Origin of the sequence: Confluentibacter flavum (genome assembly GCF_002843175.1) — a bacterium.
Taxonomy (GTDB): Bacteria; Bacteroidota; Bacteroidia; order Flavobacteriales; family Flavobacteriaceae; genus Confluentibacter; species Confluentibacter flavum.
Window position 1 is genome coordinate 121,477 of the sequence record NZ_PJEO01000050.1, and the last position, 15,482, is coordinate 136,958.

Genomic DNA, 15,482 nt, shown 5'->3' on the forward strand with positions numbered 1-15,482 from the left:
TAAAATAAATATTTGATTTAGTAATCATTGATTCAATAGTCGTGAAAATTAAGATTTTGATTGTTGTGGCTTAAATGTTTGTATGCAACTATATAATTCAACAAGAATTTATCAATAATGAAGTTAGCACGAGACTGAAGGCTGAATATTTAGGTAGGCTTATTTGGCGTCCAAAGATTCTAAATATTTAAAAATTTAATGATTTTTAGTAGTCGCTAGTTGGTTCTTTTCCTGATTTCAGTCTAGTGAGAGATGTATTGTGAGGGTTGTTAGTAGGTTCCTCGTTCTTTATTATAACCAATTTAATTATATATACATGAGAATTTCTTTTTCAATTTTTCTTTTTATGGCTTTATTTTGTTCATGCCAAAAAGCGACCTCCGATAAAAAATTCACCCTTCTAACATCTGCTGAGACAGGTGTCAATTTCCAAAATATTTTAAAGGAAACAGAAGAATTTAATGTCTTGGAATATGCGTACCTATTTAATGGTGGAGGTGTATCAATTGGTGATGTAAACAACGATGGGCTTCCAGATATTTATTTTACAGGTAATATGGTGGGAAGCCATTTGTATATCAATAAAGGTGGATTTAAATTTGAGGAGGTTGCAAAAGAGGCAGGTGTTTTTGCTGAGGGACTTTGGAACACGGGCACCACAATGGCTGATGTTAATGGTGATGGTTTACTGGACATTTATGTTTGTAGATCAACTGCAAAGGATCAGGAAAAAAGAAAAAATCTACTTTTTATCAATAACGGAGACCTTACGTTTACTGAAAGGGCGTCCGAGTATGGAGTTGACAATTCAGGTTATTCCACTCAGGCCTCTTTTTTTGATTATGATAATGACGGGGATCTTGATCTATATGTACTCAACCATTCGACCCAGGAATATGCGGGCCTAGGTCAAATAACCGCGACTTACAAGAATATGAGGAATGATGCCTTTTCGGATAAATTATACGAAAATGTGGATGGTCATTTCATTGATGTAAGTGATAAAGCAGGTTTGATTTCCAATGTTCTTGGATTTGGTCTGGGGATTGCAATTTCTGACATCAACAACGATGGCTGGCAGGATATCTATATATCTAACGACTTTAATGAGCAGGATTACTTATACATCAACAATAAGAATGGAACCTTTACGGAGCGGTTGGAAGAATTCATAGGGCATACCTCTTTTTTTTCAATGGGTTCCGATATTGCGGATATCAATAACGATGGCCATATGGATATTATGACACTGGATATGCTTCCAGAGGGGAATTATCGTCAAAAAATGGTGTCAGGACCTGATAATTATGACAAATATAGTCTTCTTGCCAAAGCTGGTTTTTACAATCAAAGCATGCGTAATATGCTACACTTAAACAACCAAGGACAATTTTTTTCAGAAATAGGGCAGTTCTCTGGAATTTCTAATACTGATTGGAGTTGGTCTTCACTTTGTATGGATCTGGATAATGATGGCTTTAAGGATTTCTTTATAACCAACGGGTATAAAAGAGACTTTACCAATATGGATTTTATGAACTATGCGGTGAATGAAAAACTAAAGGAAAATAAAACAGGAAAAAAGACCACGATGCTTGAATTGCTGGAACACCTTCCTTCAACCATCGTACAAAACTATACTTATAAAAACAATGGAGACCTAACATTTAAAAAAGTTAATGCTGATTGGGGAATGGATCAGGAATCCCTGTCTAATGGTGCAGCCTATGCGGATTTGGACAATGATGGCGATTTGGACCTGGTAGTCAATAACATTGATGGGAAAGCTTTTGTTTATAGGAACAATACCCAAATTTTTGACAATAACAATTTTTTAAGGATTAAGTTGATGGGGGAAGGGATGAATACTTTTGGAATTGGTGCGAAGGTAATGTTGGAAGTAGAGGGTAGGGTCCTCACACAGGAAGTTATGCCGACTAGGGGATTTCAGTCATCAGTAGATTATACATTGGTCTTCGGTCTTGGTAAGTCCAATAATATAAGCCAAGTAAAGGTAATGTGGCCCGACGGTAGGGTTCAGATCATTGAAGATTTGAAAGCTAACCAGACCTTAGTATTGAAACAAAATGAATCCTATACCCAACAACCACGGAAAATTGAGAAATTAGAACCGTATTTTGTGAATGTCCCAACTGAAACAATTTTGGATTTTGTGCATTATGAGAACTCCTATAACGATTTTATACGCGAGCGACTGTTACCACAAAAGCTTTCCACACAGGGGCCAAGAATTGCCAAAGCCGATGTGAATAATGATGGATTAGAGGATGTTTTTATAGGGGGTTCTAAAGGAAGCTCTGGTAAGATTTTTTTGCAGACAACTTCTGGCACCTTCAAGGAATTGAAGCAGAATGCTTTGGTGCAGGATAGTGGTTGCGAAGATTTAGATGCGCTTTTTTTTGATGCGGATAACGATGGTGATATGGATCTATATGTTGTGAGTGGTGGTTCCGAATATGAAATGGATGCACCTGAACTTCAAGACAGATTATACTTAAACAATGGAAAAGGAATTTTCACAAAAGGTCTTACAAACCTTCCTGTTATGCTCTACAGTGGGTCTTGTGTCAAATCTAGTGATTTTGATGGGGATGGAGATGTTGACCTGTTCGTAGGTGGCAGACTGGTACCAGGCAAATATCCCACCACTCCTAGGAGTTATATTTTGGAGAATGATGGAAATGGTCATTTTGTGGATGTAACAAAGAAAATGAATAAGGGCCTTGAAAATCCTGGAATGGTGACCGATGCAATATGGAGCGATTTTAATGGTGACGGTAGGGATGATCTTATTATTGTGGGAGAGTTTATGGGCATTAGAATGTTTCAAAATTCCGTCAACCAATTTTTAGAGATTACAGATAGGGAAGGGGTAGACAATTCCCAAGGATGGTGGAATAGTATTGAAGAAGGTGACTTTGACCAAGATGGTGATATGGATTATATAATTGGTAACCTAGGGTTGAATTCCCAGTTAAAAGCATCCCTTTCTGAGCCAGTAACCTTATTTGCAAAGGATTTCGATGAAAACGGTTCCATTGATCCCATTTTATGTTCTTATATCTTAGGGGAAAACTATCCGGTATTTTCAAAGGACGATCTATTAGGACAATTGAGTAAACTCAAAAGCAGGTATGTAAATTATTCTGACTATGCAGATAAAAAGATAACGGACATATTCAGTGAAGAAGACTTAAAGGGCTCGCATATTCTAAAAGCAACCAATTTTGAAACAAGCTATTTAGAAAATCTTGGGGATAATAGGTTTCAGCTAAGCGCTCTACCTTATACTGCCCAGTTCTCCCCAATATATGGCATCCTTGTTAGGGATTTTAATAAAGATGGCTATCTGGATATTCTATTTGGAGGAAATTTCTTTGGATCAAGGGTGAAATATGGACGTTATGATGCCAACAAAGGACTTTTAATGTTGGGTAACGGAAGCGGTCAGTTCCAAACTGTGGATAATTTGGAAAGTGGACTACGAATTGAAGGAGAGTTAAGGGATATTTTGGATGTGCGGATGGCCAATAATACTCAATTGCTAATCTTTGCCATGAACAATGGAAAATTGAAAATATATAAAAGCAATCGTTAGAAATATAAGGGATTGTATGGTTTTCTACAACAAGATTTGCATGTCTGTAAACAATTATAAAACAGTAAAAGTAGAGACCAATTTTTTGTTATTTGTATTTATCAGATCCTTTCTTCATCGTTGACATTTATCAATAAATGTGTAATTTAAAAAACAGAATGACTTTTATTTAGAGTAAATTCTTTTTTCTAATTATTAAAGTCTGATTTTGGTGATGTTTAGACACTGATGATTGTCGGCTAATTTTTGAAATCCTTCTTTATCAATAAATATAAGGATTTTTTTACGGTATGGTCTAAGTAGTAGTTTTATATAATGATAATCAATTGAGACTTTTTTTTAAATTAGAATAATACCTGTGGTTTTGATACATGGCATTATTTGCTTGTATGAAAATGTTAAATATCCTTGGCGATTGTAAATCATTTAATAAGCCATGATAGTTTATTGATGAATGATTGAAGAGGAACTTGTCAAAAAATAATCGGCTTTATTCTTCTGGATCCAAAGCCAGTAAAATGGATGCCAAAATAGCTAATATGATCGCAAATATTTTGTATTCGTTGGGTAAGATTCCAAGCATTACCATGGATATGATTGCAGTCATAAGAGGTGCTCCTGCATTGATTACAGGTGAAACAACCATTGCCTTACCATATCTATATGCATATACAAGAAACACGCAACCCACGGAATTTAGAATTTGAATACCAGCGGTTAGATATGGCCCATTTAACCCATAATTTATTTCCTTGCTAAAATCGGTAAGGAATAACGCAATAGGGGTTAATAACAGTCCCGAGAGCGTCATATAGAAAAAAATACTTTCGGTATTCATGGTTTTATTTGCTAATTTCATATAGAATGCCTGTACTCCCCAGGCTACAAGTACTATTAGAGCTAAAATGAACCACAGAACTTGATTGTCATCGGCTACAGCCTCTTCATTAGTATATTCAAAAAGAGGTAGTGATAAAAGGGCCAATCCAATTCCTATAGTCCCAATAACACCAGTCCTTTCCTTTAGAAAAATAAAAGAAAGGAGAATTGTTACAATAGGAGATATGGATATTACGGGAAAAATCAAATAAGTTGGACCAATTGTGACAGCGTAAAATAAAAGCATTTGTCCACCGGCACCCAATATTCCAATAGTCAATCCATATAGAATTGACTTTTTGTCAGTTTGCAATTTCCAGCCGTTCATTTCTAGAATGAATATTGAAGGAGGAATCATAGTAAGTGACCAGATGCAATAAATGAGTGTGTTCGGAAATCCGTTTTCTACGGGAAGTCCTATAAAAGCTCCCCAAATTCCCCAGAAAATAGTGGTAATAATTGCGAATAATAACCAGGGTTTTTTCTTCTTAATCATGGGTTTTTGTTTTTAGGTTCAAATTATATATTTATATTCAATCCTGCCAGTAATCATTAAATTGGTTTAGTGAATTAGTTATATTAATTTCTTAGGATTTCTTAAGGAATCTTAACGTAACCATTTATCCAAATTTTCATTTACGAAGGCATCATCATTCAACTCAGGATAAATCTGATAAACACGATCTATTTCCTCTTTTTGACCGGGGCTTAAAATTTCTCTGGGATTAATAGTATTGTTTGCTTCTAAAAAACCTTGTCGGATTAATACCTCGTGTATTCCCGCTATGGATCCCTTAAACATATTTCTGGAATCGAAAAATGCCGCATTAGAATCGGTAATTTTTACTCCCAAAGTCAAGAGATCTGTCACATCTGATGAGGAAGATTTTTTAATACGAGAAAATAGTTCCACTGCTTTTTGGTTCCATACTGCCCAATGTCCCAAAAGGCCACCGCAAATATTCATTTTTACATTTTCCGTTCCAACCGGTATACTGAACCTAGTCAACAGATCAGCTACAATATTATCATCATTTCCTGTGTAGAGCGCAATTTCATGGGCTCTTCCTGATGCTGCTACCCCTTTAACAACATCAATTGTCTGATATCTGTTAAATGGAGCTATTTTTATAGCAACCACATTTTTTATACTTGAAAACTCCCGCCAAAATTCGAAATCCAGTACTCCACCACCGACTGAAGATTGTAGGTAAAAGCCGATTAAGGGTATAACTTCAGCTACAGCCTTACAATGTGATATAAGTTCTTCATTGGACCGGCTCTTTAAGGCCGCAAGTCCTAATAGGGCAGCATGATATCCCATGTCTGACGATATCTGAGCCTCTTTTAGGGCCTGTGAAGTGTTTCCCAATACCCCAGATATCCTAAAGATTGTCTTTCCGCTTTTCATGCAGAATGCATCCATTTCTTCTTTTCCCAGTTCAAGAACTGGTTGGTAGAGTCCTACTTCCCGTATCTCGAATTGGCTTGTATGGACACCGATAGCCAAACCCCCTGATCCCGAATCAAGATAATACCGTGACAAGGCACGTTGCCTTCGTTCATCCAATTTGAGATTTTTGGTAAGCGCTGTGGGATTGGCGGGGATTGCCAAGCCCTCTTGCAATAACTGTTGTAACTCTTTCGGCAATTTATTACTCATGTTGGTATTGATTTTGAATTCTAATATTTGCCGTCCCGAACTTCAAAATGGGTAGCTTTTCCCAGAAGAGGTTTACCCTGCATGATCCATTGAGCTGTCCATTGAATCACTGTGTCCAAAGGTACGGTTGGTAAACCCAAAAGCGATTGGCTTTTGGATACATTGGACAATAGGGCAGAATCGGCTTCGGTTCCGGAAAAATTGGGTTCCCTGCCCATTAACTCACCAAATCTCTTAGCAATTTTCGTCACTGCTATTGTTTGGTTCCCGCTTATATTGAGATAGTTTACAGGAGACTCACAGAGGTTTAGTGATCGAAGAATCATCGCATTGGCATCACCTTGCCAAATAACATTGGCATGTCCCATGACAACATCTATTGGTTCGTTGTTATAGACCTTTGTAGCAATATCTACCAAGACCCCATAACGCATTTCCACAGAATAATTTAATCGGATAAGCACTATTTTTGTACCATTTTCAATACTTCCGAATTCAAACAATCGTTCCCTTCCCAAACAGGATTGTGCATACTCGCCTATCGGATTAGGTATGTCGGACTCTTTGGATCCCCCAGAAGTAATCGGGACCAAAGGGTAAACACAACCGGTGGAAAGTGCTACAATTCGGGAGTCTTTAAATTTATCGACTATTAAACCGGGTAAAAACGAATTCATAGCCCATGTAGTCGCCTGTTTTTCTCCCGTACCAAATTTGAATCCAGCCAAATATATAACGTTTTTTACATCGGGAAGGCTCCTGACAAAATCAATATCTAAAAGATCGCCCTGTATGGTTTCTACACCATTATTCTCCAAATAAGACTTACTGTTCATAGAACTGAACCTAGAAACACCAATAATTCTTCTTTTTATACCGGCCTCTTTTGAAGCTCGCTGAGCCATTATTGCCATTGAAATGCCCATCTTTCCTGCAACACCTAGGAAAATTATATCACCCTCCAATGACAGCATCATGGCAACCAATTCTGAAGTAGGTCTGGACAGGGCTTCTTCCAATGCTTCTTCATCTTCATACTTTTTGGGATATTTTTTCATAATCTTTTTTTACCGTTTTTTTTTATAATTTCTTTATATAGTACTAAAGCTTCCCTGATTTTGGAAATGTAACAATATTCATCAATTTTATGCGCCATTTCGGGTTCGCCAGGTCCTAGGATAATGGTGGGTGCATTGCCCAACCAAGGGGTCAATACAGAGGCGTCAGTAAGGTAGGGAACCGATTTCTTAATGCTACCACTTTTATAATCAATAGCACATATATCTGAGATAAGTTGTATAAAGGGATGGTTCACTGATGTTGAAACGGCGTTTAAATCGACTAATTTTTCAAGTATTACCTGATTTCCGAGAATATTAGATAATTGTTGAAGTGCAATTTTGTTTGATAATTTGGTAGTAGATCGAATGTCAATCGTGAATTCGGCCTTATCAGGTACGGAATTAAGATTTAAGCCACCTTTCACGACTCCTACATTTATGGTAGGAAACCCCAATGTATCATCGTTTTCTACATCAAATTTTAAGTTTTCAATTTGACAGATTGCACTAGCCGCTTTGTAAATTGCATTGTCTCCCAATTCTGGCATGGAGGAATGTGCAGTGCGTCCTATCGTTTTGGCATTTAAATAGAGTCCACCTTTGTGCGCGATATAAGGTACGTTGGAAGTGGGCTCTCCTATGATTATGGCACAAGCGGCTCCAATATCATACCCACTGTCGAACAAATATTTAGCACCTTTGCATCCCAACTCCTCGTCTGCAGTAAAAACAACTTTCACACCACCTATGGGTGGTTCTTCCGCAAAACTATCGATGGCAGCAATGATTATAGCAGCTAGCCCGGCTTTCATATCCGTTGAGCCCCTTCCGTACAGTTTATCATTTTTAATCTCCCCTTCAAAAGGATTTACAGACCATTTTTCTGCTCCTAAGGGTACTACGTCCAAATGTCCGGATAAAACAATTGGAGGGCTCTCTTTTGATAGTCCTTTCGTGGCCACTAAATTTAATCTGTGCTTGGCATACTTTTGATATTCCACTTTAAAACCGTGTTTTACCAAAATGCTACCAATATAGCGAGCCAAGCCTTCTTCGTTTCCTGGAGGATTGACAGTATTGAATTTTATAAATTCTTGTGTTAGTGAAACGACATCCATTGTTTAAAATCAAATATTGGTTAGGGCTCGCCACACGGCAAAATGCTTTTTTATTTATTGTAGCTACACTGATGCAATGACATAAATTCCATATTCAATTTACCAGTAGCTGCCATACTTTTAGTTGTCTGAATTCTTCATAATTTCAAGCTTTTCCGTTACAAGTTCGGTAACCTTTTCCGTTGCGATGGGAAACACCTTTCTTAAATCTATTTCGCTGGTAGACAGTAGTGTATATTTCAATGTTTGCATGAAAATATTCTTAATTTCTGTTGCAAGATTTATTTTACATATACCTCTATCCACTGCTTTCCTAAGCAGATCCCCTGGGATACCTGAGCCCCCGTGTAATACCAAAGTGGCATAGGTGGCTTCAGCAATTTCGGATAATCTGTCTAGTTGCAATTCAGGTTCCTGATCATAAAATCCATGAGAGGTTCCAATGGCAACTGCTAAAGCGTCTACACCTGTAGCTTCCACAAATTCTTTGGCTTCCATTGGGTGGGTAAACCCCCCTTGGTTTTTATCCTGACCCAGTTTGGCAATATATCCCAATTCTGCTTCTACATTTGCCCCATAACTTTCGGCTAATTTTACAACCTTGCTAGTAATGGCAATATTTTCCTTAAAGGATTTTTCACTGGCATCAATCATAACCGAGTCGAACCCAATATCCAAACATTGCGCCACCAATTCATACGAATCTCCATGGTCGAGATGTATCCAACTTTCCACCCCGTGATGGAGCAACATTGATTTAGCCAAATTGAATGCCACCGGTAGTCCCATATACTCAATCGAACTTCTTGTAAGTTGTAAAATAATTGGTTGATCTTTGGTCTTTGCGGCCATTAATACACCTTGTAAAGTTTCAAGATTATAAAAATTGGTTGCCAGTAATCCTTGGCGTTTATTCCTTAATTCCAAAAATTTTTCTTGTAATTTCATTTTACTTATTCGGAATAGTTAAAATTATTTTTAGCGATTTGCATGATATCTGCTAGATTTTTAAATGCGGCTGTTCCACCTGGTTTTGTAGTGGAAATGGCACCCATTAGATTGCCAAACACTAGACACTCTTCTGGGCTTTTTCCCTGTATATATTTCGATATGTAACCAGCATTAAAACTGTCGCCGGCACCTATGGTATCGATTACCTTATCATGAATGAACGATTGTTTTGTTATTTGTATACCATTGTAGAAAAGCATGGAGCCTTCAGTCCCACATTTAATTACAACGTATTTGCTTTTGTTTTGAATACTATTTATTGCTGCCTCAACATCTGTATGTCCCGTAAGGTTTTGAATTTCAACTTTATTGGGGATAAATATATCTACTGAAGGAAGTACTTCTTCCAAATTAAGATCCCATTTTTCGGAAGGATCCCATTGAACGTCAAATGATGTTGTGGCTCCTGTGCTTTTGGCTTTTTGAAAGAATAAATGCAAGCTGTCTTTAAACCCTGGTTGAAAAAAATAAGATGAAAAATGAACATGTTTTGCCTGTTTTAAGTGGTCTGGGTCTATATCATCAACTGATAAACTGGACATGGCTCCTTGGTGTGTTATCATGGCTCTATCTTCCTCGTAGCTAAGGGCTACTGTCACACCTGTTTTTAATTTATAGTCCATAAGTATCATAGAAGTATCCACTCCTTTTTCCTGTAACTTGTCTATAATGAACCGACCAAAAATATCATTCCCCAGCTTTCCTATAAAGCCTACCTTTAACCCTAAAGAACTTAGATTACTTGCACAGATAGCAGATGAACTGCCTAAAGTGAACTCCATTTCCTCTGATAGTATTTCTGTTCCAATTTTTGGGAAACCATTTATTTTATTTAGAATTAAGTCTACATTCAATTCTCCGACAACTATTACATCATATTTCTTTTCCATTTTTTTTAGCTTTTTTTATTCAATTTTTATGAAAGTATTCTGATATACAAGTTCAAGATAGTTGAAATATTTATTGTGGTCTTTTTTTGAGTATCAATACAACGATTTTTTAACTGTTTTATAGTAGTAACTTGAAACTGAAAGGGACCTTTTTTTGTTTTATTTGGATAATTTTTTAAGCTAGAGAGTCATTGTCAAATTATTTATGATATATTTTAACACCCTGCACCACTCTATTTATCGATTTGTTGACTGATGGGGAATCTGGAGAAAGTCCAAGATTTATGGACTTATAAAGACCTAACAACTGACTAGGAAGGACAGCGCAAACGGCAAAATATTCCTCTGGGATTAAATTGGTTTTTGATACTTCTATAGAGAGGTTTAATGTGATTTCTTGTTGATGTTTTAGAACTTCAACTATGCCAATTTCAGCCATTTTTTCTTTTTGTGTGTTAATAGATCGTACTAAATCATACTCATATTTATTCACAAAATCATCATTGGAAAACAAATAGACTACTAGTGTGTTATGATCAATAACCGCCTTTGGACCATGTCTTAATCCAAGAAAAGAATCATATTGGCCTATGACCTGTCCATTTGTTAATTCTGTCACCTTTAATTGGGATTCTCTGGCGATTCCCTTTAGCGCACCAGAACCAAGGAATACGATTCTATTAAAACTAAGTCCTGCAATTTTTTTGATTTTTTGTTTGAACTTAGTCAAAATTATATTTCCATAGTTCGCTAATTGATCTATATAAATTTTGTTCTTTTCCAAATTATTCAAATCCGAAACCAAAAGCCCAGCTAACAACATCGTAGTGAAGGACCCAGTCATTGCTAGTCCCTTATCGTTTGCATCTCTTGGCATAAATAGAATATATGAGTTATTGCTTTTTGCGTTCAAGGTCAATTTGCCGTTTGGATTACATGTAATGATAAGGTGAAATATATTTTTACAGATTTTTTCTGCTAGGTTCATGGCTTCCAAACTTTCAGGACTATCTCCGGAACGTGCAAATGATATCATTAATGTTAAGGTATTCTCCTTAAAGTAATCCGCAGGATGAGAAATTAAATCAGTTGTGGGTATTGCCTTTGTTTCTCGTTGTAAATTACGCTGGAAATATTTATACAATACCTCTCCTATATAGGCCGATGAACCAGCTCCAGTCATAATTATGCTCAAGTCCTTTGAAGGAAGGCAACTATTCATGAATTTTGTAAGCTCTGCTCTTTGCGATTCTATTATGGAATAGGTTTCGAGCCATAATCTTGGCTGCGCTGTAATTTCCAACTCTGTATTACTTGATTTCATATTTTTTATGGTAGTTAATAATCTTTCAATAGGAACTTAAAATAAATAAATAAAAAGCAAATATATAAAAAATATAACGATATGAAAGAAATGAACTTTTATTTAGTTACTATAATTTAAATTTAAAATGGTTTTTATAATATTAAAAGGTTTTTGTATGACAATGAATTTGGAATTTAATTTCTTTGGAACGATTCTTTCATATGAGGTATCTTATTAAAAACTAAGTATTTACAGACTTATAAGAAGTTTTGTGCCAAGATTTAATTGCTAATATTTGAATACTGAGTGAGTTTTGGAGGAGATAATTTTTGTATTTGTTTTTTAACATGATGCAAAAAGTTTTTTTATCTGTGCTATACTTTTAGTTAGTTGATAATCAGTAGTTTATGTTTTATTACTTTTTTTGCCTCACTGATTTTACCGCTTAATTTATAATTTTCAAATACCTTTTTATTTGTACTATTATCTTTCAAATACCTTTTTATTAATCAAATAAACTTATTAAAACTTTGTTTTTTGAATTTATTTTACAAAATAATTTGTTTTTATGATATATTATATATTATCTTTAGCGAATCTTTTTAAATGTTCACTATGAAAACTAAAGCAAAAACCAACAATTATGAAAAGTAAATTACAACTACAGAGATTTAAGATGTGTTCTTATTATCTTAGCTTAAAAAGAGTGGTCGCCCTTTTTTTTGTGGGTACTTCACTGGCCTTTGGCAATTCCATATCGCTCACTGATAAAATGGAGACGGGAAAGAATGATGGCCTTTCCATTATTTTCAGTGGCAACAACAACCTATTAAAGATCAATATAGGTGTTTTGGCAGAGGGTCTGCAACAAAGAACAGTTACGGGTATAGTAACAAACGAGATGGGAGAGCCGCTTCTCGGCGCATCTATACTTGTTAAAGGTACCAATAATGGGGTGGTTACCGATTTTGATGGTAATTTTAATATTGATATTTCGGCCAATGATTCTGTGCTAATTATTTCATATTTAGGTTATGCCACCCAAGAGCTGGAAATAGGAAGCCGAACGGTCTTTAATGTGCAAATGCAGAGTAATGCAGCCGGTTTGGGTGAAGTGGTAGTGACGGCACTTGGAGTTAAAAGGCAGAAAAAGTCCTTGACATATTCTACTCAGAATGTAGATTTGGATGGGATAGATGAGGTGCGACCAGTACAGAATCTTGTTAATAGCTTATCAGGAAAAATTGCTGGTCTTTCCATGGTTAGAACAGGTAGTGGTGTTTCGGGCCGCTCTAGGGTAAATCTTCGAGGAAACAGATCAATCTCAGGTAGTAGTGAGCCACTTTATGTTTTAGATGGCGTACCCCTTGCAGGTGATATCTCAGATATTAGCCCGGATGACATAGCTTCAATAAGTGTTCTTAAAGGTGGAAATGCTGCTGCACTTTATGGGTCAAGAGCAAATAACGGAGCCATTGTACTGACAACGAAATCGGGAACCGGAAATCGTTTAAAAATAGATTTTAATATTACAACTACATTAGAAACGGGCAAAATGCTGTTTGATTATCAGAATGAGTATGGTCAAGGAGTAGGTGGCTCATATTACAACAATGGAGGATTCCCTTTAACTAGCTCTTTAGAATCATGGGGGCAGCGTTTGGATGGTTTCGATACGCCTCACTGGTCAGCAGACCCTTCAAAACAGGGAATTACTATACCTTATAGCGCCAATCCAAATAGATTCCGTGATTTCATGCAAACTGGTTCTACGCAAGCTTATAATGTGACAGCGAGTGGTGGTAATGAGAAATCTCAAACATATTTCGGATATACTTATGAAGTGAGAAAGGGTATTTTTCCAGGTAATGAGCTTAAGAGGCACAATATTACGGTAAAGAATAATCAAAAGTTTATTAATGATAAATTAGTGTTGGATTCTAAAATCAATTTTATTCGAACAGACTTGTATAATCAAGTTGGAGTAGGCAGTTGGGGACAGGTTTATAATTTAGCAAGTAATTTCAGAATTCAGGATGTACGCGATTTTGAGTATTACGATGTTAATGGAAAACTTAGGCAAAGTTCTTGGGCGCCTGGAGCAAGCCTAGGGAATAATCCATATTGGTTAGCAAATAGAAACCCTTCAAATACTGCTGATAATAGAATATTAAGCTACGCTTCCCTAACTTATAATTTTAATGACAATCTCAAAATTATGGCACGTAGCGCTTTTGAGAATTCTGAATCATTTTTTGAGACAAGACAATTCAATGATACCTACATAATTGCAGTTAATGGCAATTATGGCACACAAAGCTTAAGCTCGTATGATTGGAATAGTGATTTTTTAGTGTCCTATGACAATAAAATTAATGATAATTTTAAGTATAGCCTTAATTTTGGCGGAAATAATCGTCAACTAAATGGAAGGTCATTAACCACGTTTAGTAACGGTTTAAGTGTTCCTAATTTATTTGCTTTAGCCAACACCCTTAATCCTCGTACAGAAGAAGGAATCAACCGGAAGGAAGTGCAATCACTTTATGGCTTTGGAAATATCGGGTACAAAGATGCTCTATTTTTGGATTTAACATATCGCAATGATTGGAGTTCTACATTGCCGGAAGCTAATAGAAGTTATGGCTATTTTTCAGCGGGTCTTAGCGCGGTAGTTTCAGATTTTTTTAAATTTGGGGATGGGTTCAGTTATTTAAAACTACGTGGATCTTATGCGGAGGTAGGTAATGATACTGGTGCGTTTAACTTAGATCGTGCAGCTCAATTGAGAATTGGAGAGCTCATTTTTATTACAACGACAGAGCCAAATAGCAATTTAAAATCGGAAAGTACAATTTCTACAGAACTAGGTTTTGATGCGCGTTTTTTTAATAACAGGTGGGGTTTGGACTTTACCTATTATAAAACCAATTCTAGGGATCAAATATTTGCTCAAGATGTGCCACTCGGTTCTGGTGCGAGGTCGAGATTTATCAATGGAGCTGATATTGAAAATAGAGGATTTGAAGTGATACTGACTGGAAACCCTATAAGGACAACTGATTTTGATTGGAATTTTACTGCTAATTTTTCTAAAAATGATAGTGAGGTTCTGGCACTGGCGGATGGTATAGATGTACTTTCAATTGGTAATACTAATTTTGGGATAAGGAATATGCAATTGAGTGTAGGGTCCCAATTTGGGGACTTTTATTCCCGAGGTTTCCTAAGGGATAGTCAGAATAGGATAATTGTGGGTTCAGATGGACTACCATTGGTTACCGATGGAAAAAGCGTTTTGGTTGCAAATTTCAATCCGGATTGGTTGGGTGGAATTAGAAATACTTTTAGATATAAGAATATCAACTTGAGTTTTCTTATAGATATTAGGCAGGGAGGAACTGTTATTTCGCAGACACTTGCTAATTTGGCTTCAAATGGATTATTGGAAAGAACTGTAAATGGGAGAGATGGTACATTAGTGGTAGGCAGCAATGTTTTAGGTTCCAATGGAGCTGTAAAAGAAGATGGCTCTCCAAACGATATTCAAGTTAGCTCAGAAGCATTATGGAAAATGTTAGGGAATTCAGAACAGCCAATTGGTGAGCCATTTGTAGAAGATGCTTCAAATGTTAGGTTAAGAGAATTTTCCCTTGGATATTCTTTTCCTTCAAAATTTCTTAAAGGAACTGGGTTTGAGAGGGCACAAATTGGTCTAGTAGGAAGTAATTTGTTTTTCTTTTCCAGAAATTCATCTTTTGACCCTGAGGTGACTACGGGTACTGCTACAAATCAAGAGGGTTTTGAATTTAATGCACCCCCACTAACAAGAAGTTTGGGTCTTAATATTAAAGTTGGATTTTAAAAAATAAAAGATATGAAAAATATAAAATCATTGTTAGTTTGTTCTTGTTATACGTTAGTTTTCGGAACTA

At 36.2% G+C, this 15,482-nt stretch carries 9 protein-coding genes; 2 read left to right on the forward strand and 7 right to left on the reverse strand.

Annotated elements, in window-relative coordinates; all coding sequences use genetic code 11:
* Positions 1 to 346: 346 nt before the first annotated feature.
* On the forward strand, positions 347 to 3,619 hold the full coding sequence (locus CSW08_RS13500; RefSeq protein WP_203226897.1) for a VCBS repeat-containing protein: 3,273 nt from the start codon (positions 347 to 349) through the stop codon (positions 3,617 to 3,619).
* Positions 3,620 to 4,109: 490 nt separating this feature from the next.
* On the opposite strand, the gene CSW08_RS13505 is transcribed toward CSW08_RS13500, so the two are convergent.
* The 7 genes from CSW08_RS13505 to CSW08_RS13535 all read right to left on the reverse strand — a co-directional run bounded on the left by CSW08_RS13505 (position 4,110) and on the right by CSW08_RS13535 (position 11,565).
* The gene (locus CSW08_RS13505; RefSeq protein ID WP_106660398.1) at positions 4,110 to 4,994 is read right to left on the reverse strand and encodes a DMT family transporter; all 885 of its coding nucleotides are present in this window, start codon (positions 4,992 to 4,994) and stop codon (positions 4,110 to 4,112) included.
* Positions 4,995 to 5,105: 111 nt separating this feature from the next.
* Positions 5,106 to 6,161 (reverse strand): dihydrodipicolinate synthase family protein, encoded by a 1,056-nt coding sequence (locus CSW08_RS13510; protein WP_106660399.1) that lies wholly within the window; start codon positions 6,159 to 6,161, stop codon positions 5,106 to 5,108.
* Positions 6,162 to 6,181: 20 nt separating this feature from the next.
* Positions 6,182 to 7,219, reverse strand: a complete 1,038-nt coding sequence (locus tag CSW08_RS13515) for an NAD-dependent epimerase/dehydratase family protein (protein WP_106660400.1) — start codon at positions 7,217 to 7,219, stop codon at positions 6,182 to 6,184.
* Positions 7,216 to 8,340 (reverse strand): M20 family metallopeptidase, encoded by a 1,125-nt coding sequence (locus CSW08_RS13520; protein ID WP_106660401.1) that lies wholly within the window; start codon positions 8,338 to 8,340, stop codon positions 7,216 to 7,218. The genes CSW08_RS13515 and CSW08_RS13520 overlap by 4 nt, the downstream gene beginning before the upstream one ends.
* 120 nt (positions 8,341 to 8,460) lie before the next feature.
* On the reverse strand, positions 8,461 to 9,288 hold the full coding sequence (locus CSW08_RS13525; RefSeq protein ID WP_106660402.1) for a class II fructose-bisphosphate aldolase: 828 nt from the start codon (positions 9,286 to 9,288) through the stop codon (positions 8,461 to 8,463).
* 5 nt (positions 9,289 to 9,293) lie between these two features.
* Positions 9,294 to 10,241: a carbohydrate kinase family protein gene (locus CSW08_RS13530; protein WP_106660403.1), complete on the reverse strand. Its 948-nt coding sequence runs from the start codon at positions 10,239 to 10,241 to the stop codon at positions 9,294 to 9,296.
* A 199-nt stretch (positions 10,242 to 10,440) separates the two neighbouring features.
* A complete protein-coding gene (locus CSW08_RS13535) occupies positions 10,441 to 11,565 on the reverse strand; it encodes an SIS domain-containing protein (RefSeq protein ID WP_106660404.1) in 1,125 nt (374 codons plus the stop codon).
* A 625-nt stretch (positions 11,566 to 12,190) separates the two neighbouring features.
* Between CSW08_RS13535 and CSW08_RS13540 the strand changes: the two genes are divergently transcribed.
* Positions 12,191 to 15,412 (forward strand): SusC/RagA family TonB-linked outer membrane protein, encoded by a 3,222-nt coding sequence (locus CSW08_RS13540; RefSeq protein ID WP_106660405.1) that lies wholly within the window; start codon positions 12,191 to 12,193, stop codon positions 15,410 to 15,412.
* The last annotated feature ends 70 nt before the right edge of the window (positions 15,413 to 15,482 follow it).